The sequence below is a fragment of the Methylocystis sp. genome (genome assembly GCF_051061225.1).
In the GTDB taxonomy this organism is placed as follows: domain Bacteria; phylum Pseudomonadota; class Alphaproteobacteria; order Rhizobiales; family Beijerinckiaceae; genus Methylocystis.
The window spans coordinates 89,237-112,563 of the sequence record NZ_JBPFEB010000067.1 but is presented as its reverse complement, the minus strand read 5'-3'; the positions used below and the strand labels follow the sequence as shown (position 1 = coordinate 112,563).

Annotated in this window: 21 protein-coding genes and 1 tRNA gene; 13 read left to right on the top strand and 9 right to left on the bottom strand. The window is 65.5% G+C overall.

Annotation, left to right across the window (positions count from 1 at the left end; all coding sequences use genetic code 11):
• Positions 1-3: 3 nt before the first annotated feature.
• Complete coding sequence (locus ACR652_RS12440; RefSeq protein WP_434506801.1) at positions 4-1,065, bottom strand: trypsin-like peptidase domain-containing protein; 1,062 nt, start codon at positions 1,063-1,065, stop codon at positions 4-6.
• A gap of 303 nt (positions 1,066-1,368) precedes the next feature.
• Between ACR652_RS12440 and ACR652_RS12435 the strand changes: the two genes are divergently transcribed.
• Positions 1,369-1,638 carry an usg protein gene (locus tag ACR652_RS12435; protein ID WP_434506800.1) on the top strand — a complete coding sequence of 90 codons (270 nt, stop codon included), beginning with the start codon at positions 1,369-1,371 and terminating at the stop codon, positions 1,636-1,638.
• A gap of 216 nt (positions 1,639-1,854) precedes the next feature.
• Complete coding sequence (bufA2, locus tag ACR652_RS12430; protein WP_434506799.1) at positions 1,855-2,115, top strand: BufA2 family periplasmic bufferin-type metallophore; 261 nt, start codon at positions 1,855-1,857, stop codon at positions 2,113-2,115.
• A 49-nt stretch (positions 2,116-2,164) separates the two neighbouring features.
• Here bufA2 and ACR652_RS12425 read toward each other — a convergent pair whose 3' ends face one another.
• From ACR652_RS12425 to ACR652_RS12410, 4 genes are all read right to left on the bottom strand, one after another.
• Positions 2,165-2,413 carry a hypothetical protein gene (locus ACR652_RS12425; RefSeq protein ID WP_434506798.1) on the bottom strand — a complete coding sequence of 83 codons (249 nt, stop codon included), beginning with the start codon at positions 2,411-2,413 and terminating at the stop codon, positions 2,165-2,167.
• Positions 2,414-2,581: 168 nt separating this feature from the next.
• Positions 2,582-2,824, bottom strand: a complete 243-nt coding sequence (locus ACR652_RS12420; protein ID WP_434506797.1) for a hypothetical protein — start codon at positions 2,822-2,824, stop codon at positions 2,582-2,584.
• Between the two features lie 121 nt (positions 2,825-2,945).
• On the bottom strand, positions 2,946-3,167 hold the full coding sequence (locus ACR652_RS12415) for a hypothetical protein (RefSeq protein WP_434506796.1): 222 nt from the start codon (positions 3,165-3,167) through the stop codon (positions 2,946-2,948).
• Between the two features lie 90 nt (positions 3,168-3,257).
• Positions 3,258-3,674: an Lrp/AsnC family transcriptional regulator gene (locus ACR652_RS12410; RefSeq protein WP_434506814.1), complete on the bottom strand. Its 417-nt coding sequence runs from the start codon at positions 3,672-3,674 to the stop codon at positions 3,258-3,260.
• A gap of 138 nt (positions 3,675-3,812) precedes the next feature.
• Between ACR652_RS12410 and ACR652_RS12405 the strand changes: the two genes are divergently transcribed.
• The 4 genes from ACR652_RS12405 (at position 3,813) to ACR652_RS12390 (ending at position 9,460) form a co-directional block, all read left to right on the top strand.
• Entirely contained in the window at positions 3,813-4,880 is a 1,068-nt protein-coding gene (locus ACR652_RS12405; protein WP_434506795.1) for an ornithine cyclodeaminase, read from the top strand.
• Positions 4,881-4,908: 28 nt separating this feature from the next.
• The gene (locus ACR652_RS12400) at positions 4,909-5,772 is read left to right on the top strand and encodes a dimethylarginine dimethylaminohydrolase family protein (protein ID WP_434506794.1); all 864 of its coding nucleotides are present in this window, start codon (positions 4,909-4,911) and stop codon (positions 5,770-5,772) included.
• Positions 5,773-6,047: 275 nt separating this feature from the next.
• Positions 6,048-8,009 (top strand): methyl-accepting chemotaxis protein, encoded by a 1,962-nt coding sequence (locus ACR652_RS12395; RefSeq protein ID WP_434506793.1) that lies wholly within the window; start codon positions 6,048-6,050, stop codon positions 8,007-8,009.
• A 179-nt stretch (positions 8,010-8,188) separates the two neighbouring features.
• The gene (locus tag ACR652_RS12390) at positions 8,189-9,460 is read left to right on the top strand and encodes a dicarboxylate/amino acid:cation symporter (protein ID WP_434506792.1); all 1,272 of its coding nucleotides are present in this window, start codon (positions 8,189-8,191) and stop codon (positions 9,458-9,460) included.
• A gap of 23 nt (positions 9,461-9,483) precedes the next feature.
• Here ACR652_RS12390 and ACR652_RS12385 read toward each other — a convergent pair whose 3' ends face one another.
• Positions 9,484-11,730 carry a SulP family inorganic anion transporter gene (locus ACR652_RS12385; protein WP_434506791.1) on the bottom strand — a complete coding sequence of 749 codons (2,247 nt, stop codon included), beginning with the start codon at positions 11,728-11,730 and terminating at the stop codon, positions 9,484-9,486.
• Between the two features lie 113 nt (positions 11,731-11,843).
• On the bottom strand, positions 11,844-13,679 hold the full coding sequence (locus ACR652_RS12380; RefSeq protein ID WP_434506790.1) for a M3 family oligoendopeptidase: 1,836 nt from the start codon (positions 13,677-13,679) through the stop codon (positions 11,844-11,846).
• A gap of 275 nt (positions 13,680-13,954) precedes the next feature.
• Here ACR652_RS12380 and ACR652_RS12375 point away from each other — a divergent pair, with 275 nt between their 5' ends.
• The 3 genes from ACR652_RS12375 to ACR652_RS12365 are packed head-to-tail and all read left to right on the top strand — an operon-like array spanning position 13,955 to position 16,265.
• Positions 13,955-15,454, top strand: a complete 1,500-nt coding sequence (locus ACR652_RS12375) for a sigma-54-dependent transcriptional regulator (RefSeq protein ID WP_434506789.1) — start codon at positions 13,955-13,957, stop codon at positions 15,452-15,454.
• A gap of 44 nt (positions 15,455-15,498) precedes the next feature.
• A complete protein-coding gene (locus ACR652_RS12370; protein ID WP_434506788.1) occupies positions 15,499-15,975 on the top strand; it encodes a glutathione peroxidase in 477 nt (158 codons plus the stop codon).
• On the top strand, positions 15,972-16,265 hold the full coding sequence (locus ACR652_RS12365) for a hypothetical protein (RefSeq protein WP_434506787.1): 294 nt from the start codon (positions 15,972-15,974) through the stop codon (positions 16,263-16,265). Before ACR652_RS12370 ends, ACR652_RS12365 begins: the two co-directional genes overlap by 4 nt.
• A 9-nt stretch (positions 16,266-16,274) precedes the next feature.
• Here the strand turns inward: ACR652_RS12365 and ACR652_RS12360 are convergent, their stop codons facing one another.
• On the bottom strand, positions 16,275-18,404 hold the full coding sequence (locus tag ACR652_RS12360) for a carbohydrate porin (protein WP_434506786.1): 2,130 nt from the start codon (positions 18,402-18,404) through the stop codon (positions 16,275-16,277).
• Between the two features lie 214 nt (positions 18,405-18,618).
• Between ACR652_RS12360 and ACR652_RS12355 the strand changes: the two genes are divergently transcribed.
• From ACR652_RS12355 to ACR652_RS12345, 3 genes are all read left to right on the top strand, one after another.
• Positions 18,619-20,064 carry a circularly permuted type 2 ATP-grasp protein gene (locus ACR652_RS12355; protein WP_434506785.1) on the top strand — a complete coding sequence of 482 codons (1,446 nt, stop codon included), beginning with the start codon at positions 18,619-18,621 and terminating at the stop codon, positions 20,062-20,064.
• A gap of 134 nt (positions 20,065-20,198) precedes the next feature.
• Positions 20,199-21,146, top strand: coding sequence for an alpha-E domain-containing protein (locus ACR652_RS12350; protein WP_434506813.1), 948 nt, complete (start codon positions 20,199-20,201; stop codon positions 21,144-21,146).
• A gap of 94 nt (positions 21,147-21,240) precedes the next feature.
• On the top strand, positions 21,241-22,065 hold the full coding sequence (locus tag ACR652_RS12345; RefSeq protein ID WP_434506784.1) for a transglutaminase family protein: 825 nt from the start codon (positions 21,241-21,243) through the stop codon (positions 22,063-22,065).
• 67 nt (positions 22,066-22,132) lie between these two features.
• On the opposite strand, the gene ACR652_RS12340 is transcribed toward ACR652_RS12345, so the two are convergent.
• Positions 22,133-22,501 (bottom strand): transposase, encoded by a 369-nt coding sequence (locus tag ACR652_RS12340; RefSeq protein WP_434506783.1) that lies wholly within the window; start codon positions 22,499-22,501, stop codon positions 22,133-22,135.
• A 319-nt stretch (positions 22,502-22,820) separates the two neighbouring features.
• Here ACR652_RS12340 and ACR652_RS12335 point away from each other — a divergent pair.
• Positions 22,821-22,895: transfer RNA gene (locus ACR652_RS12335), tRNA-Thr, on the top strand.
• The last annotated feature ends 432 nt before the right edge of the window (positions 22,896-23,327 follow it).

The following is a 23,327-nucleotide window of genomic DNA, read 5'->3' as shown; positions in this document are numbered from 1 at the left end:
CCGTCACCGCATGCGGGTCAGGCCGGTCTCGGCGGCGCGCTGGCGCGCCGCTTCGATCCGCAGGCGCGCCTGCATCGCCGCGTCGCCGCGCCGGAAACGCAGGTCGATCTCGTCTCCCGCGCGCATGACGCCGAGCAGCGTGCGCAACTGCGCCGGCGTCGCGATCGGGCGACCGTCCACGGCGGTGATGACGTCGCCTTTCGCGAGGCCCGCGCCCGCCGCCGGCGAGGCGGGTTCGACCGAGACGATTTCCGCCCCGGGCCGATTTCCCGCAGGCGGGCGCACAGAAACGCCGATCTGACCGCGACGCACTTCTCCAGACTCGACAAGCTGCGCCATGATCCGCCGCGCCATGTCGATCGGGATCGCGAAGCCGATGCCGTGGCTCGCGCCCGACTTCGAGAAGATGGCCGTATTCAGTCCGACAAGGCGCCCGTCAAGCGTCACCAGCGCGCCGCCGGAATTGCCCGGATTGATGGAGGCGTCGGTCTGGATGAAGTCTTCATAGCCCTCGATGCCGAGGCCGCTGCGGCCCATGGCCGAGACGATGCCCGAGGTCACCGTCTGGCCAAGGCCGAACGGATTGCCCACCGCAAGGACGAAATCCCCGACCTCCAGGGCGCGGCTGTCGCCGATCGGCACGGCGGAAAGATTATCCGCCCTGATGCGCAGCACGGCCACGTCGGTGGCCTTGTCCTGACCCACGAGCTGGGCGCGAAAGCGCCGGTCGTCCTTGGTCGTCACCTCGATGACCGAGGCGCCGCGCACGACATGTTCATTCGTGAGAATCAGGCCGCGCTCGGCGTCGACGATCACGCCCGAGCCGGCGGAGGTGGTTTCGCGCTTCAAGCGCGTGGTCGGAATGTCGAAAAATTCCTGCAGAACCGGATCGACCGGCGCCGGCGCCTCGACCGACTCGATGCGCTTCGTCGCGATGTTGACCACGCCCGGCGTCACCGCGCGCACCACCGGGGCGACGGACGCCTTCTGGGCGGGCGGCAAGGCGCCTGCAAAGAGCGGCGCAGGCCACAAGAGCAGCAGCAGAAAAACGAGGCCGAGAATCATGTCGGTCAGGCTCCGAAGGCGGCTTGACCAAAAGATGGCGGAGCCCGTCTGGCGGACAGGGATCGTCCATCATGGTTTAGAAAATCCATCGCTCGCTCGATCGTCACTAAGCGAACCTTCATGAGCCTCTCCCTTTAGGATTTTCTTAACTGGCGACGCCCGAGGGACACGCGCAAAATCAGCACTCGTGCACCCATGCTGCCAGCAGATTGTTTTTAAAGCGCTTTTCAGGCCCGACTCTTGCATTCTCCGACATGCCGCCGCTAAATTTTAGAGGACGTTGCGACGGAAAGGAGAGCACACATGGCGTCGGGAGATTTTCATCTGCAGATGCAGGGCTACGGGCTGACGACGGCCAATATTTTCTATCGTCTGCCCGACCATCCGGGAATCATCCAGTCCTACATCTGGCAGGATTACGATCTGCACCCGCATTTTCCGCAACTGCGCAAGTTCCTGGAGTTCTGGAGCCGCAGCCTGGACGGGCCGCTCCATCATGTGACCGTCGCGCATGCGCATCTCATCAAGCCTGCCGAGATGCGGCTGGTGGATGGGGAATTCACCGTCCACTGAGCGGGCGCCCGCACGGTTACCGAAGCGTTCACCGCGCCGACGGCGCGCTGTCCCGGCATGGGATGCGGGGGACGTCGCGCGCACAAAGACAGTCCGAATCGGGACCAGCCAAAATGCCGCGCCGATTCCTTTCCAAAAGCTTGCGCGACCGTTGGCGAAGGCTGCGGCGTGATGCAAGAATGCCCCTGCGCCAGTCTGGCGCGGGGAAGGAAACGAATGAAGAAGGAAACCATCAACGGCGCGACGCTCGCCATCGCGGCCGTCTCCATCGCGCTGGCGGGGATGGCCCCGGCGGCGAAGGCCGAGTCCGCGACGGGACGCGTCCATTGCCTCGGCGCCAATGGCTGCCAGGGCAAGAGCGACTGCCATACGCCGAAAAACGCCTGCAAGGGCAAGAACGCCTGCAAGGGACAGGGCTGGGTCTACAAGGACTCCGCGCAGGCCTGCACGGACGCGGGCGGGAAAGTTCTGGACTGAAGAGGTTACGGGAACGGCCGCAGCAGCGCGGCCGCTCCCGTCGCAGGCGTCAATAGGTCGTGCCGCTCGAGCCGCGGCTCGTGCCCTTGTCCTGGTTCTTGTTGAGATCCTGGGACCCCTGGCTCCCCGAGGTTCCCATATTGTCTTTCTGCATCGACTTGCCGCTGCCAAAGGCGCCCTTTTCCGCCTTGCTGGCATGATGCTTGTGATAGCTCTTGCAGTGATGCGCCATGGCGGAGGCCGGCGCAAAGGCGACGACAGGCGCAAGGAGCGCCGCCGCAAGGATGTGTTTCCGCATCTCGATCTCCCGAAGACAAATCCGGCGCAGCCGGATCAAAGAGAACTGGGAACTCGGGAAGGGCTGGCAAGCCTGGCCTGCTACGGAGTGTTTCCGGCCTGTTGCTGTCAGCCTCGCTCCCGATCATCGTGTTAATGCGGGCTTGAACGCGCCCGCGCGGCCTGTCGTCTACCGGCAGAGCGAACGATAACGCTGGCAATTGCCACGACCCGTTTCGCCGAGCTCCTCCTTGAACAAGCAGGCGCGACGCAGTTCACGGCAATCCGGGCCATACCCCCAGCGGCCCCGGCCATAGTCCCGATCGAAGCGATGATTGATCTGCAGGATCAGCGCGTCGTCGGGCGCCGGAGCGGCGACGGACGGCATTGCGAACAAGCACGCAACGCCCAACGCGAGGATGTAAGCACGCATCTTCTCCTCCTGTCGAATGACCGCTCGCCAAGGGAGGCCCCTCGTCGAGTGATTGCCCGTAACGGCCTGGCGGCCGTTGTGTTCCTGAGAACGCGATCCGCCGCGCGCCGACGCCAAAGGCTCAGCGGCGCCCCTTGCCGAACTGGCGCTGACACGCCTTCGACAGCGCCGTCACATGCTCCTTGAGGCATTTCTCGACGGCGATAGCGTCGGGCTCGGCCGAGGCGCAGTATTTGTGCGAGTCGCGCTCGCAAGCGGTTCTCTGCTTGGCTGTGCCTTGCGCCAGCGCGGGCAACGCGGCGAGGGACAGAACCGCCGAGACGACGACAAGAAATTTACGCATGACGACGCTCCAGTTGCAGGGAGCCAAGACGACGAATTGCAACTGGATCGCGCGATTACGTTATCAAGCGCGGCGGCGCGCGCGTGCGGCTCAGGCCGGCGCGAGCAGAAGGCTTGTCTCGCTGCGCTCGATTCCCTCGATCTGCCGCACTCTCGAGAGCACGTCGTCGAACTCGGCAAGGTCCGCCACCTCGATTTCGGCGACAAGATCGAACGCGCCATTGGTGCTGTGCAGGGCGTGGATTTGCGGCAGGCCGCGCAGCGCGTGAACGACCCGGCGCGTGTTCTTGCCCGAGACCTCGATCATCATGATGGCGCGAATGCGGTTCCGCTCGGCGCCGCTCTTCAGCCGCACCGTGAAGCCCAGGATCGTCTGCGACTCGATGAGCCGCGTCAGCCGATTTTGCACCGTGCCGCGCGAGACGCCCAGCCGCTTCGACAATTCGGAGAGCGACGCGCGGGCGTTCTGCCGCAGGGCCGCGATCAACTGATGGTCGAGGTCGTCCATGGCGCCGCCCTTTGCCGCTTCGCCAGTGAGATGGAGCAGTTTGTACAAACTTCTATCGAATCTCGCGCAGTTTCGCCATTTCGATCAGCGGCGCGCGACCCTAGCTTTCGGTGAGACAAACAAGCCGGGGAGCGGGAAATGGTCACCTTTCTGAGCGCGGATAACGTCGCCCGAATCGCAGGTAGGGTTGGAGCCCGACGGTTCTGGCTGCGTCTTGTCGATTATCTGCGCGAGGACTTCGCCGCCTGGGGCGCCTTCGAGAAATCGCCGCGCTTTGCGAGCCATTCTCCCGGCGGCGTGATCGAGCTGATGCCGGCCGGCGACCGCCGCACCTTCGCCTTCAAATACGTCAACGGCCATCCCGGCAATACGCGGCTCGGCCTGCAGACGGTCGTCGCTTTCGGAGCGCTCTCCGATGTGACGACGGGCTATCCCGTTCTTCTCGCCGACATGACGCTCGCGACCGCCTTTCGCACGGCGGCGACATCCGCGCTCGCCGCGCAGCATCTGGCGCGCCCCGAGAGCCGGACCCTGGCGCTGATCGGGCTGGGCGCGCAGTCGGAGTTTCAGGCCAGCGCCTTTCACGCGGTTCTCGGCGTCGATCGCCTGCGCGTCTTCGACGTGGATCCCGCGGCGACCGCGAAGTTCGAGCGCAACATGGCCGGCTCCGGCCTCGTCCTCACGCGCTGCGCGGACGCGCGCGAGGCGGCCTCCGGGGCGGACATCGTGACGACCATCACCGCCGACAAGACGCGCGCCACCATCCTCACCCGCGACATGACGGCGCCGGGCATGCACGTCAACGGCGTCGGCGGCGATTGTCCCGGCAAGACGGAGCTGTCGCGAGATCTGCTGCTCGCCTCGGAGATCTTCGTCGAATACGCCCCTCAGACGCGTATCGAAGGCGACATCCAGCAGCTTCCGGCGAACCATCCCGTCACCGAGCTGCATGACGTCATCGTGGGACGACGCAAGGGGCGCAGCTCGGCGTCGTCCATCACCGTCTTCGACAGCGTCGGCTTCGCGGTCGAGGATTTCTCGGTGCTGCGGCTGTTGCGCGATCTCTCGATTGAAACCGGCGTTGGCGAAGAGATCGAGCTGGTCGCCGCGCCGGACAACCCGAAGGATCTCTTCTCTCTCCTGCGTCCCTTCGAGGCGATGGAGGAACGCGCCGACCGCCGCGGCGAAATGCTCGCCGTCGACTGACGACAAACGCGAAAGGAACACAAAAACGATGACCGTGCGCTTCGACACGCCCACCCATGCCACGCCCCTGCAGAGTACCGGCGCGTCGATCCTGATGTGCGCGCCCCATCACTTCGGCGTCGATTACATCATCAACCCGTGGATGGAGAACCAGATCGGCCGCACGGAAACCACGCGCGCGCGCGAGCAATGGGACAATCTGCGCGGTCATCTCTCCGCCTGCGCGGACGTCTCCCTGGTGACGCCGGAAGCCGGCCTGCCGGACATGGTCTTCACCGCCAACGCCGGCCTCGCGCTCGACGGCAGCGTCGTCGTCTCGCGGTTTCAGGCCCGCGAGAGGCGCGCGGAGGAGCCGCTGTTCCGGCTCTGGTTCGAGCGCCAGGGCTTTGCGATCGCGCCCTGGCCGGAAGACGTGCCATTCGAAGGCGCCGGCGACGCCCTGCCCGATCGCGCCCGCCGGCTCATCTGGTGCGGTCATGGCTGGCGCTCGAGCCGGCAGGCGCCGGCGCTGCTCGCGTCTGTCTTCGGCTGGGAAACGATCGGCCTGAAGCTCGTCGATCCGCGCTTCTACCACCTCGACACCTGCTTCTGCCCGCTTCCGGGCGGATGGGTCATGTACTATCGGGCCGCCTTCGACGAAGAGTCGCTTGCGACGATTCGCGCGCTGGTTCCGCCCGGGCGGCGCATCGAGGTTGGCGAGGCCGACGCCCTGGCCTTCGCCTGCAACGCCGTCGAAGTGGAGGGCCGCGTGTTCATGAATGAAGCCTCCGCGGCGTTGCGCGCGCATCTGTCGGCGGCGGGCTTCATCGCCGTCGTCACCCCGCTCACCGAGTTTCTCAAGGCGGGCGGCGCGGCCAAATGTCTGACGCTCGACGTCACGCGCGACGCGTGATCGGATGAATCGAGAAAGCGGCCCCGGCCTTGCGCCGGGGCCGTTTGCATTTGCGCCGCCACAGTTGTTAATGCAATTTAAAGCAGCCTGCGTTATTCATGGATGGCTAAACTGATTTGCTGCGCCATCGGGATGGCCGCGCGCAGAGGCATGACGCCGCCAGATCGGCCTGACATTACGTCGCTCCACACAAAACGAAGACATCCCTAGCGCGCGAAGCCGTTTTCGCGCGCCGATCTCTTCGCTTATTTGCCGGTTGCTGCACGGAAGCTCAGATGAGAGTCGATCTCGACAATATGAAGCTCGGCGTTAAAACGCTCATCCCGATCGGCGTGCTCACGCTGCTGTTCATGATGGTTCTCGGTCTTGGGACCCATCGTCTGCACGCGATGAAGGGCGAATACGCCTCTCTGGTGGAGCGTTCCAACGAAGGTCTGTTCAAGGTGGCGCGGGCAAGTCGGCTCGCCGCCGAGATCGGCTATGCGACGCATGTGGTCCTCGACTTTCAGGCGGACAATCCGCAATCCGTCGCCGCGCAGGAGTCCTTCCACAAATCGCCGGCGCTCGCGCAGGCGCTGCTCACGGAAGTCGCGGCCATCTGGCCGGAGCATGCGACCGAGCTGACGGAGTTCTCGGAGCGGATCCGCGCCATCGCGGATGAGGCCGCGCGGCCCGCGTCGATGGGCATCGCCGCGCCCGGCCTGAACGCCGGCACCAGCCTCAAGCCCGTCGAACTGGATCAGCTGGCGAAGGCCGCGCGCCTGCTGGACGCGGTGGACGCGAAGCTCCAGAGGCTCGACGCGGACATGTCGGCCTTCTGCGATCAGCAGCTCGCCGCGCTGCGCCAGGAGGCGGTCGATCTGCGCGGCGGCGCGAGCGCCGCCATCTGGCTGATGATCGCCGCCGCGCTCGTCGCCATTGTCGTCGGCGTCGCCTCGTCGCTCTGGCTCACGAGAACGGCGATTGTCGCCCCCATTCTCGCGCTGGCCGATCAGATGAAGCAGGTGGCCAACGAAAATCTGATCGTCGGGGTGGCCGGGCTGCATCGCGGCGATGAAGTCGGGGACATGGCGCGCGCCCTGCACAGCCTGCGACAGAGCAGCCTCGCGCACAGGGCCGCCGAAGATCGCGCCGCCGAGGAGCGGGAGCGTGTCGAGACCGAACATCGCGCCTCCGAAGGCCGTCTGCTCCAGAATGAGCGCGACGCCGTGGCGCAATCGATCGGCCGCGGACTCAAGAGCCTCTCGCAACGGGATCTCACGCACCGCATGAGGGATCAGCTCCCGAAGGCCTACACCCGCCTGCAGGAGGATTTCAACGCGGCGATGGCGCAGCTCGAACGCGCGATTCGCCATGTGGCGGGCGGCGCCAGCCTCATCGGCCGCGCCACCATGGAAATCACCAGCGCCGCGGATGATCTGTCCCGCCGGACCGAGCAACAGGCCGCCAGCATCGAGGAGACCGTCGCGGCGATCTCGGAGATCACGACGACGGTCGGGAAGACCGCCAACGGCGCGCAGCATGCGAGCGAAGTCGTCTCCTCCACCAAGGCCGACGCCGAAAAAAGCGGCGAGGTCGTCCGGCAGGCGGTGGAGGCCATCAATCGCATCGACCGATCCTCGCAAAATATCGCGCAGATCATTGGCGTCATCGACGAGATCGCGTTCCAGACCAACCTGCTCGCCCTCAATGCGGGCGTCGAGGCGGCGCGCGCCGGCGAAGCCGGCAAGGGCTTCGCCGTCGTCGCCTCCGAAGTGCGCGCGCTGGCGCAGCGCAGCGCCGAAGCGGCGAAGGAGATCAAGAGCCTGATCTCATCCTCGACGCAGGAGGTCGGCGAAGGCGTGACGCTCGTCGTCGAAGCCGGACGGGCGCTGGAGCGGATCGTCGCCGCCGTCGCCCAGATCGACAAGATCGTCTCCGAAATCGCCGTCGGCGCCAGCGAGCAGGCGACCTCCCTGCAGCAGGTCAACACCGCCGTCGCGCAGATGGATCAGGACGTGCAGAAAAACGCCGCCATGGTCGAGGAGACCACGGCCGCGACGCATAATCTCAGGCGCGAAACCGAGGCGCTCATTTCCTCCATCGCGAGCTTCAGGCTCGCCGAGGCGATGGACGAGCGGCCGGCGCGCGAGGCGGCGCGCGCCCAGCCGGCGCTGAAGGCGGTCGCCGGCGCCGGCCGCGCCGCCGCCAGGAAGATTCAGGACGCCCCCGCCGACAATGACTGGGTGGAGTTCTGACTGCGAGCGGCGCCGTCCGTCCAACGGCGCCGCTTTCCATTCAACGCGAGGGTACGGGCCGGCCATTTTCATCAGCGGCCGCCTCGGCTATTGGTTGTTGGTCAACATCCAAAGCCACGCCCACGGCGCCGCATGCGCCTGGGCGCACCCCCTCCCCGCGCTGAGAAGGACATTTCCCCTTGTCGTCATCGCAAGAGAAGCGCATCGAGACCGGGCCGCGCTGGCTCGTCTGGTGGCGCGCGACGCCCCTTTACGCGCGCATCCTCGCCGCCGTCCTGCTGGGCGTCCTCGCCGGGACAGCGCTTGGCGCCAGCGCCCTGCCCCTCGCAACGCCGGCGAAACTGGTGCTGCGCGTCCTCGGCGCCCTCGCGCCGCCGTTGATTCTTCTCGCGATCGTCCATGCACTGATGAGCGCGCCGCTCGGCGGCGGACAAACCTTTCGCCTGATCACGCTGCTGCTCGTCAACACGCTCGCGGCGATCGGCATCGGCCTCAGCGTCGCCAATGTCCTTCAGCCGGGAACATGGGTGAAGGCCGGGCCGCCGCCGGAGATGGCCAAAGCCGCCGCCGTCGCGTCCGATCCAGTCAGCCAGTTTCTCGACAGCGTGCCGCGCAGTCTCGGCGGCCCCTTCGGCGACGACGGCAAAGTCATCGCCGTGATCATGATCGCGCTCGCCTTCGGCGTGGCGCTGCGTCAGCTGAAGCACCATCCGATCCGCACGGTGGAGGATCTGGTGCACGTCGGGCTGCGGAGCCTGGTCGTCATCCTCGAAGCGGTGGTGGAAGTCGTGCCGTTCGCCGTCTTCGGAGTGGTCGCGAGCATCGTCGGCGCCAAGGGCTTCAGCGATTTCGCCGCGCTCGGCGGCTTCGTCGTGGCCGTGCTTGTCGGGCTGCTGTTGCAGGCGTGCTATTACCTGCTGCGGGTGCGGCTCGGGTCCTGGGTTCGTCCGGCGGCGCTGCTGATCGGCGTGCGTGACGCGCTGACCATGGCGTTTTCAACGGCAAGCTCCACCGCGACCATGCCCGTCACCTACCGCTGCCTGCGCCAGAACGTGAAGCTCAGGGAGCATTCGGCCAGTCTCGGCGCGCTGGTCGGCTCGAATTTCAACAATGACGGCACCGCGCTGTACGAGGCCATGTCGGCGCTGTTCGTCGCGCAGCTCATCGGCCTCAATCTCACGCTCGGCCAGCAGATCACCGTCGTGCTGACCTCGATCGTGGCCTCGGTGGGCGCGGCCGGCATTCCCGAAGCCGGCCTCGTCACCATGACGCTGGTCTTCAAATCCGTCGGCCTGCCCACCGAATATATCGCCATGCTGCTGACCGTGGACTGGTTTCTCGACCGTTGCCGCACGGCGATCAACGTCATGGGCGACGTGACGGTGAGCTGTCTGCTCGACGGCCAGACGCCCGAACATGCGGAAGAGGTCCGCGAGCTCGAGCGCGTCTGACGCGCGCGGCGCGACTCCCGTCTTCAGCGCTGGAGGCCGGCCACTTCACGATTGGCGAAATCGAGGCGCGAGGCCAGCGTGCGCACCACGAAACGGTGGAAGGCGTGGGCCAGCGCCGGCGCCTCCCGCTCCATGCGCGCCATCGCCTCATTGGTGAAGCGATACACCACGGTCGGCTCGTCGACGAGAACTGAGGCGCCGCGCGGCATGTCCCGATAAAGCCCCATCTCGCCCAGCAGCGTGTGGCTCAGCATGCTGCGCAGACGCACGTCGTGCCCGTCCGGCGCGTGGAACAGAATGGTCACGCGACCCGACGACAGCAGAAACAGGCTGTCGCCGGGATCGCCCTGCCGGAAGACGTAGTCGCCCGGCTGAAGATCGATGGCCGTATAATAGCGCTTCAGCCCCGCGAGCAGCTCCGGCGCGCCAAGCTCCGCCTTGAGCCATTCCTCGGTGGAGCGCCGGCCCTCCTCCAGATCGGTGGAAGCGGCGAGCAGCCTGTCCTCACACCATTCCAGCGCTGCGTCGAGGTTGGGGAAGACATGGAGGAAATTCGCCCGGGCGAGCAGGCCGCCTTTCAGCAGCGAATGCGCGACATTGGCGGGCAAGTCCGAAAAGACCAGCTCGAAGCCCTCGCGCTCGGCGAAATGACGCAGCTTCAGCAGGGTCATCACCGCCGAATAATCGATCCCGAGCACCTGCCGGAAATCGAGGATCAGGCTGCGGCAGCCCCCCTTTTCGCCGCGCACCGTCTCCTTGATATGCATCAAGAGGTTGTGGGCGCTGCCGAAGAAGATGAATCCGTGCAGCCACATGATCTGAATGCCCGCGCCCTGACGGCGCAGCGTCTCGGCGTGATAGTTGGGCCGATCAACGCGGCTGGCGAAATTGCTGCGGTCCATGCCGAGTTTCACCAGCCGCACGCGGCTGGTGTTGACGGCGAAGGTGAGGCAGGCGGCGATCACGCCCACCCCCACGCCCGCCACGAAATCGAAACAGGCGATGGTGAGGAAGATGGCGATGAGTTGCAGATAGTCGGCGCGCTGCATGCTGCGCCAGCCCCTGATCAGCCATTCGTCGAGCATGGCGACGCCGAGCTGAAGCAGGAGCGCGCCCAGCATGGGGACGGGAACATAGCCGAGCGGGGCGGGGCCGAAGGCGAGCGGCAAGAGGCACAACAGCCCCGCAATCAGCCCGCCGCCGCGCGAGCGGGCGCCTGTCTTGTAGCCGAACAGCGTCCGACTGACCGAGAGCGTTCCCACCGTGCCGCCCGCAAGGCCCGCGACCGCGTTTGCGGCGCCGTTGACCTTAAGCTCCTGGTCGAGATCGACTTCGGCGTTGGCCTCCACCTCGATCGCCATGATGCTCAGCAACAGAGTGGCCACGGTCACGGTGATCAGGGCGAGATAATCGCCGCTGTAACGAAGGATTTCGCGCCAGTCGATCAGCCCGGCCGCGCCATAGAGCCACACGGCGGGCGATGACACCGAGGACGATTCGGGCAAATGCAGCAGCCAGCCGGCCTCCCGCGCCTGCGGAGCGGGCACGCCAAGAACGAAGAGCGCCAGCGGAATGGCCGAGGTCCCCAGAACCAGCAGGGCCGGAAAGGCGAGCGGATGGCGGGCGCGCTGGGCCCGCGCCAGCGCCGCCGCGAGCAGCGCGCCGACGGCGAGCGGCCCCATATGGCGCCCCGAGGCGACGTCGGATAGAAGCTTCAGCGACAGGGGCTCGCGGGTGAGAATGCGGATCGCGCCGCTGGTCAGGAACCAGCCCGAGGCGGCCATGAAGCCGCCGATCACAGGATAGGGCAGGAAGCGAATCCAGCGGCCGAGCTTCAGCACGCCGAAGGCGTAGGAGGTGACGCCGACGACGAGCGATCCCGCGATCACGGCGGCGAGGGCCGTGGGGCCGACTTGTTCGGGGCGCCCCTGCGACAGGAGATGCGTGGCGATCAGCGCGGCCATGGAGGCCAGCACGGCGATCGCCTTGGAGTCGGGCGCGGCGACGGCGAAGGGCAGGCCGCTGAGCGTCGCGAAGAGGATCGCGCCCAGCCCCGCGCCGATCAGGCCAGAGCCGATGCCGATGGGAAGATAGGCCGCGAGCGGGCCGGAGAAGATCAGCGCCGAATAGCTCAGGGACGTCGCGATGATCACGACCGGCGCGACCACGCCGGAGACGACATCCTGCGCCGTCAGGACGCCGCGGCGCCCGGCAAGGCCGCGCAGTCGGGTCGATGCCGAAGACGTCGGCGGTCTGAAAAGGCGGTTCATGCCTTGGTATTAAGCGATTTGACCGCCGCCGTCGCGCCCGAGAATCGCAGCGCGGCGCCACGCCCCCTTTTTTGAGAAAAGGGGCGTGGCCGTCGTCGGGGCGGCGTTCGGCCTTACGCCTCCTCCATCGCCTCCAGTTCGGTGATCAGCCCGTCGATCATGTCGAGCCCGATGCTCCAGAAGGCCGGGTCGCGGGCGTCGAGTCCGAAGGGCTTGAGGAGTTCGTCGTAAGGCTTGGCGCCGCCCGCTTCGAGCAGGGCGAAGTAACGCTCCGCGAAACCTTCATGCGCCTTCTGATAGACGCCGTAGAGCGAGTTCACCAGACAGTCGCCGAAGGCGTAGGCGTAGACATAGAAGGGCGAATGGATGAAATGCGGGATATAGGCCCAGAAGGTCTCATATCCCGGCCCCAGCCGGATCGACGGCCCGAGGCTGTCGCCCTGCACGCTCATCCAGATGTCGCAGATCTGGTCGGCGGTGAGTTCGCCGTTGCGGCGTTCCGTGTGCACCTTGCGCTCGAAGGCGTAGAACGCCATCTGCCGCACCACCGTATTGATCATGTCCTCGACCTTGGAGGCGAGCAGCGCCCGGCGCTGGGCCTTGTCCGGGGCCTGCGCGAGCAGGGCGCGGAAGGTCAGCATCTCGCCGAAGACCGAGGCGGTTTCCGCCAGCGTCAGCGGAGTCGGCGCCATCAGCGCGCCCTGCCGCGCGGCGAGCACCTGATGCACGCCGTGGCCAAGCTCATGGGCCAGCGTCATCACGTCCCGCGTCTTGCCCTGATAATTGAGCAGAACATAAGGGTGCGCGGAGGGCACGGTCGGATGCGAGAAGGCGCCCGGCGCCTTGCCCGGCCGCACCGGCGCGTCGATCCAGCGCTTGTCGAAGAAGTCCCCGGCGATCTGAGCCATGCGCGGCGCGAAGCGGTCATAGGCGGAGAGCACGATCGTGCGCGCTTCGTCCCAGGAGTAGCGCTTCGAGGGCGTCTGCGGGAGCGGCGCGCTGCGATCCCAGTAATCGAGCGCGTCCTTGCCGAACCATTTGGCCTTCAGTTTGTAGTAGCGGTGCGACAGGCGCGGATGGGCGTCGGCGACGGCCGTCGCCAGCGCCTCGACCACCTCGGGCTCGACGCGATTGGAGAGATGGCGCGAATCCGCCACGTCCTTGAAGCCCCGCCAGCGGTCCGAGATTTCCTTGTCCTTGGCCAGCGTGTTGGTGATGAGCGAGAAGGTCCGCAGATTCGTCTTCAGCGTCGCGCCGATCGCCTGGGCGGCTTCGCGCCGCCTGTCCTCCCTTGGGTCCTGCATGAGATTGAGGACGGGCTCGATCGCGAGTTCCTCTCCGCCAACCTTGAAGCGCAGCGAGGCGATGGTTTCGTCGAAGAGCCGGTTCCAGGCGGCGGCGCCGGATATGTATTTTTCGTGGAACAGCTCCTCGAGCCGGTCGTCGAGCTCATAGGGCTTTTCCTTGCGAATGTCTTCGAGCCAGGGCTTCCAGCGCGAGAGCGGTGCCTTGGCGGCGACGGCCTCCAGCGTCGCGTCGTCGAGCCGATTGAGTTCAAGCTGGAAGAAGAGAAGCTGCGCCGAGGCGTTGGTCACCTTCTCCTGCACGTCGCCGTAGAATTTGGCGCGCGCCGGATCGGTCGTGTCGCCGCTGTAGAGAAGCCCGGCGTAGGACATCAGCCGGCCCAGCAGGTCCTGAAGCGCCTCATAGCGCGCCACCGCCGCGCCCAGCGTCGCGCTGGCGTCGTCGGCTTGCGCGAGCGCCGCGAGCTTGCCGCGATAGTCGCCCGAGAAGGCCGCGACCTCCTGTCCCATGCGGGAAAGATCGGCTTTGAGCTTCGGGCTGTCCGTCCCTTCATAGAGATCGGCCAGATTCCATTCGGGGAGAGTCTCGGAGAACCCCGCGGCGGCTTCGGCCGGCGACAGGACGGGGCGTGGAAAAAAGCGCATGGCGATGTCCAAAGCGTTGCTCAAGGCCCGTGCGGCCAATGGGTTTTCATATGGGCAAAGGCCAAGTGCGATCAAGGCGCGCGGAGACGGCCGTCCGGGGGGAAAGGCGAATGGTTAAGGTCGCGTTTAAATTTCTTCAGTTCGCAAAAAGCCTTACGCCTCATAGTGAGGCAAAAAATTTCGCGCGGTTAACGCGCCCTTTACCCTGATTAGCAACGATGGGTTGCTGACACATCGACCCGGACGGAGCGCTTCCAACCGGGCCCAGGGACGCCATGACCTCCACGATCTTGATTGCCGACGACGATCCGGTGCAACGCCGCCTTCTGGAGGCCATGGTCAGGCGCTTCGGTTACGAAGCGGAGACAGTGGACGGCGGCGAAGAGGCGTTGGCGCGGCTCACGCGGCCGGGCGCGGCGCCCGTTGCGCTGCTCATCCTCGATCTCGTCATGCCCGATCTGGACGGGATGGGCATTCTGACCCGTCTGCGTGACGCACGTCATGCGACGCCGGTCATCGTGCAGACCGCGCATGGATCGATCGAGGCGGTGATCTCCGCGATGCGCGCCGGCGCCCATGACTTCGTGGTCAAGCCGGTCGGCGCCGAGCGCTTGCAGATTTCGATCAAGAACGCCCTTTCGGCGCACGCGCTCGCGGGCGAAATCCGCCGCATCAGCCGGCGCGCGCAGGGAAGCCTCACCTTCAAGGATCTGGTCTCGCGCAGCGCCGACATGGCGCGCGTCATCCGCCTCGGCGAGCGCGCGGCCCATTCCAGCATTCCGGTGCTGATCGAAGGCGAATCCGGCGTCGGCAAGGAGCTGATCGCGCGCGCCATTCAGGGCGCCTCGGACCGCAAGGGCAAGCCCTTCGTCACGGTGAATTGCGGCGCGCTGCCCGCGAATCTCGTGGAATCCATTCTCTTCGGCCACGAGAAAGGCGCGTTCACCGGCGCCACGGAGAAGCACGCCGGCAAATTTCTCGAAGCCAACGGCGGCACGCTCTTTCTCGACGAGATCGGAGAATTGCCGCTCGACATTCAGGTGAAGCTGCTGCGCGCGCTGCAGGAGGGGGAAATCGATCCGGTCGGAGCGAGGCGCCCCGTGCGCGTCGACATCCGCATCGTCTCGGCGACCAATCAGAATCTCATCGAGCTGGTCAAGAAAGGCCAGTTTCGGGAAGACCTCTTCTATCGTCTCAACGTCTTTCCGATCAGCGTGCCGCCGCTGCGCTCGCGCCGCGAGGACATCGCCGATCTGGCGCGCCGCTTCACGGCGCGTTTCGCCGCCGAGGAAGGCCGCAATATTCGCGGTCTCACCGCCGAGACGCTGGCGCTGCTGGCGAGTTATCACTGGCCTGGCAATGTGCGTCAGCTCGAGAACACCGTCTTCCGCGCGGTGGTCCTCGCGGAGGGCGACGAGCTGACCGTCGCCGAATTTCCGCAGATCGCGGCCCATGTCGAAGGCTTCGACGTGCGCGTGCCGCCCGTGCCGGCGCTGGCGCCCGTTGCGGACATGCCCCGCGAGCGCGAGATCGTGCGCGTCGAGATTCGCGACCCCCATGTGCTGCCGCTGCTCGCCCCCGGCGGGGACATGCGCAAGCTCGACGAGCTCGAGAAGGAAACGATCCGCTTCGCCCTCGCCCATTACCGGGGGCAGATGTCGGAAATTGCGCGCCGACTCGGCATCGGCCGCTCGACACTCTATCGCAAGATGAAGGAATATGGGCTGGAGGAGGGCGCAGCCGAACAGCCCGCGACGGACACTCTTGTGGCCTGACACGCGAAAATATGCGAGCCTCTCCGCCAACAGGAGTGGCGCGCATGACGCTTTACAACATCGAAGCGAAAACCATCACGGGCGAGACGAGACCCCTGCGCGACTTCGCGGGGAAGGTTCTGCTGATCGTCAATGTCGCCAGCAAATGCGGTTTCACGCCCCAATACAAGGGCCTCGAAGCGCTTTACGAAAAATTCGCTGACAGGGGCTTCGCCGTCCTCGGATTCCCCTGCAACCAGTTTGGCGCGCAGGAGCCCGGCTCGGACAGCGAGATCGCCGCTTTCTGCGACGCGACATATGGCGTGCGTTTCCCCATGTTCGCCAGGATCGACGTCAACGGCGAGACGGCGCATCCCCTCTACAAGCTGCTGAAGCACGAGGCGCCGGGGCTTTTGGGATCCGAAGCCATCAAGTGGAATTTCACCAAGTTTCTCGTCGACCGCGCTGGCAAGGTCAGGAAGCGCTATGCCCCCACCGACACGCCGCAAGCCATCGAGACGGACATCGAGGCGCTGTTGTGACCGCGACGATCGAGGCGACGCGCGCGGGCGAGGGCGATCCGCTTGTGTTCGACGTGATCCTGCGTGAGGCGACGGGCGAGACGCGCCATCGCGTGACGCTGTCCGAGAAAGACCATGCGCGGCTCGCCAAAGGCGCGGCTCCCGAGGCCCTGGTCGTGGCGGCCTTTCGTTTCCTGCTCGACCGCGAGCCCAAGGAGTCGATCCTCGCCCGCTTCGATCTGCCCGTGATTTCCCACTATTTCCCCGAGTTCGACGACAGGCTTCGAGATTATTTGCGCTCAGCGAAATGATGGCCCCGGCTAGAACGCCGCCCGCAATCTCAGGCCGAACACATTGACCGGCCCGCGCGCGCTGTTGTGCGCCGGATTGACGATCAGCTGATAATCAAAGGTCGCGTCGAGGTTCTTGCCGAAGCCTAGTTTGTAATAGGTCTCCAGATTCTTCTCGCCGCCATAGGCGAGAGCTCCGTCGCCGATATAGACGCTCAGTCCGCCAAGCGAGAAGTAATTGACGCGCGGGCCGCTCAGGCCGCTGAAGGCCGCCGCTGCTCCGATTTCGTCGTCGTCGCGTCCCCAGAGGGCGCCCCCGGCCACCAGACCAAAGGCCACGCTGCGGTCAATATCGGTGTAATCGACGGTCTCGAAGCGCCCGTCGGCCATGCTGGCGCGCAGGAAAAACCCGAGATTGGGCGCCAGTTGCTGCTTGATGTTGACGCCGCCGCCCGTCTTCGTCGACCGTTTGCGCACCGCCTCCACTGTCGGCGGAAATTCGCCGGTCGCGAAGGCGTAGCGGATGTCGTCTCCCACCTTGCTCAGATAGCCGTTGTCGGCGAAGGTCAGAAATTTGATCGCGCCCGGCTGGCCGAGAATATTATAGCGCGCCTCGAATTCGGCGACACCCATAGACTGCCGAAACAGCACGGGCTCGATATCCTCGCCGTTGGGCACGGTCGAGAGCTGGAATACGCCGCCGCGCGCCGTCCACCAGTCCTGTTTCCATTCCACCGCCAGCCCATGTGTATAGCCCCAGGAATCGGCGGCGTAATCGAAGGCGCCCATCGTGTTGAAGGCGAAATTGAGAAAGCCGGTCGTGGGATCGTGCGCATAGACATTGTCGTCGAAGACGTCGCCCACGGCGAATTTTCCCAGCGTGACGATGATGCGATCCCGGTCCACACGGCCCGAAATCTGGTTTTGCGTCGACTCCAGAACTTCGTTGCGCCCGCCTTCATCCGACGAGGCTTCCGTGGCCGAGCCGTCAAGACCGATGATCTGGCGCAGGAAATAGCGCTGGAAGCGCATATAGGGCGCCGCGCGCCCCACCTTGGCGACCGCCCCGTCCACATAGGAGGCCGCGCCGACCGAATTGGCGAGGCCGTAACCAAGGTCGATCTCCGGATTGAGATAGACCGCGCCGCCGTCCCAAAGCCTGAGCCCCATGAAGATGTTGGAGGTCGAGCCAACATCGGCCTTTCCGCGCGAGGGAAAGCTGTTGGGACCATCATAGGCCGCCGGAAATTTGGGATAGGCCTGCGCGACGCCGGTCGTCTGGCCGTGGACGCTGTACTGCTCCTCCTTGTCACCTTCGTCGGCCCCGCCATTATGGCCGTTGTGCTGCTGCGAGCCGTATTGGATGGCGCCCTGGATCCTGTTTTCCTCGCCGAAATGATAATTGAGGCCGAATCGGGCGATATGGTTCTCGTTCCTGATCCGCGACGCATAGGCGTCGCCCGCCCCATCGTCGAAGATCTGCGTGTTGAGCGACTGGCTGAGGAACAGATATTCAGCGCGCGCTGACCAGTCGCGCGCGAAGGCATATTCGAACCCGCCGCCCAATGCATATTTCATGCGTGAAGATTGCGAGGAACCAGCGACAAAGTCCGTTCCCGCGATCGAGAGCGCGCCGGGGCCGCGCGCGCCGCCGGCCGCCACGCCGCCCGTCAGATAGACCAGCGCGCGATCAAAGGCGACGCCGGCGCGGCCGCGAAGACTGGCGAAGAACGTGGCGCTCGGCCAGAAATTCAAGGAAAAAAACGGTGATTGAGGATTGGCCGGAGAAGCTGGAAACGCGCCGACCGGCGGGCGGCGGCCGTCAAGGAGACTGAAATCCGTCTCCACCCCCCAGACGAGCCGCCCGCTTTGCCAGTTATAGCCTGCCTGCGCGCCGACGGCGACGCCCGGCCGCGTCAGCGAGGGGGGATAAAGATCATGGGCCGGCCCGTTTGAGCCGCTGATCGCTTGCAGGCGCTCCTGGCCGCGCAGCGGAAAGCCCGCCCCCAGGCTCGTGCCGAGGTAGAGTCCCGCCCAGTCGTAGGCCGGCGGCGCATCCGCGGCGGGCGCCGCGGCCGGCGCCATCAGGACGCAGAGCGACGCGCCGCGCATGACGCGCCGCGCCTGCGGAACGAGAGCCGCTCGTCGCATCGCTTTCATGTCAGACGTCTCGCGCAGCAACGGGCGTCCGGTCAATCACATGGTCGGTCAAGCCCTCGCTGTCCTCAATAAAACGCCTTTGTGTGACGCCTGTGACAGCCTGTGATCAACAGCGCGGCGCGCAACTGGCACGCTTCTTGTCTCCTCTTCCCATAGCGTGACGCCGGATCGCCCGAAATCAGTCGGCGGCCGGCCATAAGAGGAGCGTCGATCCGTGGACCTTCGCGTGGCGCAATTCGATGAAATGGGCGGCGCCGACGGCGCAACCCGCGTTCCCTATCAGAAACTTGCGCATTGGCTGGCCAGCGCGCCGCCCGAACTTCTCGCCTCGCGCCGCGAACAGGCCGAACTGCTCTTCCGGCGCATCGGCATCACCTTCGCCGTCTATGGCGCCCAGGAGGCCACCGAGCGGCTCATCCCCTTCGACATTCTGCCGCGCATCATCGCGCGCAGCGAATGGACGATGCTGGAGCGCGGCCTGGTGCAACGCGTCACGGCGCTCAACATGTTTCTCGCGGACATCTACGGGGCAGGCGAGATTCTCAAGGCCGGCAAGGTTCCGGCCGAACTGGTCTACCGCAATCCGGGCTATTGCCCGGAAATGGCGGGGCGGCGCGTGCCGCACAACGTCTATGTCCATATCGCCGGCGTCGACATCGTGCGGACCGACGATCACGGCTTCTATGTTCTGGAAGACAACGCCCGCACGCCGTCCGGCGTCTCCTACATGCTGGAGAACCGCGAAGTCATGATGCGGCTGTTCCCGGACCTCTTCGCCTTGCATCGCGTGGCGCCAATCGAGGACTATCCCGACGAACTGCTCGCGACTCTGCGCTCCGTCGCGCCGCTCCGCGCGGGCAATGAGCCGACCATCGCGCTGATGACGCCGGGCCAATATAATTCAGCCTATTACGAGCACTCCTTCCTCGCCGACAAGCTGGGCGTGGAGCTTGTCGAAGGGCGCGACCTCTTCGTCAAGGACGACATCGTCTACATGCGCACGACGGAAGGTCCGCGACGCGTCGACGTCATCTACCGCCGCATCGACGACGACTTCCTCGATCCGCTGACCTTCCGCCCGGATTCCGCGCTGGGGGTCGCCGGGCTGATCGGCGCCTATCACGCAGGCAATGTGACGCTCGCCAATGCAGTCGGCACCGGGGTCGCCGACGACAAGGCGATGTACACCTACATGCCCGACATCATCCGATTCTATCTCGGCGAGGAGCCGCTGCTGCAGAACGTCCCGACCTGGCGCTGCCGCGAGCCCGAGGCGCTGGCCTATGTTCTCGACCGCCTGGACGAGCTTGTCGTGAAGGAGGTGAACGGCTCGGGTGGCTACGGGATGCTCGTCGGACCGCACGCCTCGAAGGCGCAGATCGAGGAGTTCCGCGCCAAGCTCAAAGCGCAGCCCGACAATTTCATCGCGCAGCCGACCCTCGCGCTTTCGACCTGCCCGATTTCCGTCGCGCAGGGAATCGCGCCGCGGCATGTCGATCTGCGGCCCTTCGTGCTGCAGGGCGCCAATGGCGTGCGCGTCGTTCCCGGGGGCCTGACCCGGGTCGCCATGACCGAGCGGTCACTCGTCGTGAACTCCAGCCAGGGCGGCGGCACCAAGGACACATGGGTGATCGACGACGCCATCATGGGAGCCGCATGATGCTCGACGCTCTCAACGGGTTCGACGACGTCGAGCGGCGCAGCCACGACGCAGACGCCGCGCCCCGCCTCCCGGCGCCGCTGGCGACCATCAGCAAGGACATCAAGCGCGAGCGCGCGCAAACGGAACGTCACATGCTCTCGAGCACCGCCGACAATCTCTACTGGCTCGCGCGTTATATGGAACGCGCGGATTTCCTGGCCCGCGCCATAGAGGCGTCGCGCCGGCTCGCGGCCTTGCCGAAAGCCTATGGCGGCGCCGACACCGAATGGGAAAGCGTGCTGCTCTCCTCCGGGGCGGCGGCGGCCTTCGAACAGACCGGCAAGCCGGTCAATGAAGCCAATGTGGTCGAGTTCCTCACCTTCGCGCGCGAAAACCCGGGCTCGATTCGCAACTGCATCGAATTTGCGCGCACCAACGCGCGCGCCGTGCGCACCGCGCTGACGGTGGAGATGTGGGAGGCGATCAACGGCGCCTATCTGGAGATGAAGGCGATGGAGGCGCGACGCGGCGCCTGTTCCGGCGACGAGCTCGGGCGCTTCCTCGAATTCGTCAAGCAGACCTCGCTCACCTATGACGGCGGCGCCTATCGCACCATGCTGCGCAACGACGCCTACTGGTTTTCGCGCGTCGGCCTTTTTGTCGAACGCGCCGACAATACGGCGCGCCTGCTCGATGTGAAATATCACGTGCTGTTGCCGGAGAAGGAGCTCATCGGCGGTTCGCTCGATTATTTCCAGTGGTCGGCGATCTTGCGCGCGGTGTCGGCGCACACCGCCTATCACTGGGTCTATCGCACCAGCATGAAGCCGTGGCTCGTCGCCGACCTCTTGATTCTGCGCCCGGAAATGCCGCGCTCGCTGATCTCCTGCTACGAGAGCATCGTCCGCAACCTCGACAATCTCGCGCGCGCGCATGGCCGCCAGGGCGTTTCGCAGCGTCAAGCGCGCAGCATGTACGGGAAGCTCGAAACGCTCACCATGGAAAGCGTCTTCCAGGGTGGGCTGCATGAATTCGTGCAGAGCTTCATCAGCGAGAACAACCGTCTCGGCGCGCTGATTTCGGAGCAATATCTCTTCTGACGCGCGCGGTCCGCGCGTTTCATCCAGACAGCTTCCGGCGCGCCTGGCGAATGTCGCGCCGGCGCTCACGATTTTTCCGTCAGGCCTTCCAATCATGCGCATCCGTATCCGGCACGAAACACGCTACCGCTACCTGGAGCCCGCGAAATCGGCGATCCAGCATGTGCGGCTGACGCCCCGCAATTTCGACGGACAACATGTGAAACAGTGGCGAATCGACGTCGACCGCGATTGTCGGCTGATCGGTTCCGAAGACGCCTTCGGCAATCTCGTGCATCGTTTCACGGCCGATGGCCCGCTCGAGTCGATCACGACCATGGTGGAAGGCGAGATCGACACGTTCGATACGGCCGGCGTCGCCTCCGGCGCGCTGGAGCGCTTTCCGCCGGCGCTCTATCTCCGGCAGACGCCGCTGACGGAGCCTGGCCCCGAGATCGTCGCGTTCGCCCGCGCCGCCACCGCGCGCGAGACCAGCGCGCTGGGGGCGCTGCATGCGTTGCTCGCGGCCATCCACGAGAAAATGACCTTTGATACGGACGCGACCCACGCGGCCACGACAGCGGCCCAGTCCTTCGCTCAGGGCAAGGGCGTCTGTCAGGATTTCGCGCATCTGTTCATCGCCTGCGCCCGCGCCATCGGCGCGCCCGCGCGCTATGTCAGCGGCTATTATCTGCGCAGCGACGGGGACGAGCAGGTCGCGGGACACGCCTGGGCCGAGGCCCATGTGCCGGACCTGGGTTGGGTCGGCTTCGATCCGGCGCATGGCGTCTCCCCCGGGGAACGCCATGTGCGTCTCGCCGTCGCGCTGGACTATCTGAGCGCGGCCCCGATCCGCGGCGCGCGAGCTGGCGGCGGCGGCGAAGTGATGGACGTCCGGGTCCGCGTCGCGGGGACGCAGAGCCAGAGCCAGTCGCAATAGGCCGCCATTGGTCCGAAATGATCATGCGAGCCGCGGTCCGGAGAGACCGGATCGCGGCTCGAAGCCCTCAGGCCGCCACCCGATCCTCCTCGACCGAAGGCTCGGCGGTCGACGGCGAGGCGCCGGCGGACGCATCGGTCCAGCGCAGGCCCATGTCGCCATAGCTCAGGCTCGCGGCCCCATGCCGCTGAAGCGCCTCGATGACGCGGGGCCAGACGCCCTTTTTCTCCCATCGGTGATATCGCGTATAGGTTGTATACCACTTGCCGAATTCCGCCGGCAGATCGCGCCAGGGCGAGCCCGTGCGCGCGATCCAGAACACGCCTTCGAGAAACAGGCGGTTGTCCCGTCCGTGGCATCCCGGATCTCCCTCTTTTCCGGGGAGAAGCGGCGCTACGGCGCTCCAAAGTTCGTCGGTCAAAATTTTGTCAGCCACTCAGCCCTCCATTTGATCGTCCTGTCGGACCAGCCCCCTGGTCCAGGATGTTGCGATCCGCCCGCGTGGAAAAAATCCATTTGGGCGCGGTCGGCGTGCAACCTTTCGCAAATCAATCCTGAGCTAATGCTACCCTAGGTTGTGTTCTTGTCAACATAAGCTTTGCCGTAAAAATTTGGTTAACCCGTAGAGGAAAGCTCGTAAAATCTCCTCTTGCGAAGAAGAAGGGCGCTTGGAGGCGACGGCCGCTTGCGACTCGCGCCGGGCTGTGGCACAAGGCGCTCGTCCGCGCGGCCTCGGGCCGCAAGCGGAAACCAGCGCTGCAGTAGCTCAGTGGTAGAGCACTCCCTTGGTAAGGGAGAGGTCGAGAGTTCAATCCTCTCTTGCAGCACCATTCTTCCCGCTATTTTTCAACCAGCGGGACCCCCCCCCGTCCCTTTGCCCCTCATACGTGGACAGACGAGGAAACGCCCCAACAAATCGCGGGAAACCTGGGGGATCATGTTCGCGTCGCGTTTTCGCAGACGTCGAAAGGTTTCGGAGCGGATTCGATGCAGAGTTCCGCTCTGCCCTGCCTCGATGGATATTTGCGCTTCTTCGTTCCTCGGCGCACCATTCGCAATAAGGCTATAAATCAGTCCCTGCCGTTAGAGCCTCGCACAGCATGCGAGGCTTTTCTCACTCATCGCCGCTTGATCCACGGCGCGCGCCAACGGCGTTGGGACGCATCGTCCTGCTGTTTTGGGCCGGGTCTGACGGCGTCCGATCAGGTCGACTGGACGGCGTTGCTTGCGCATACTGCAACCGACAGCGCCGCAATGCAGTC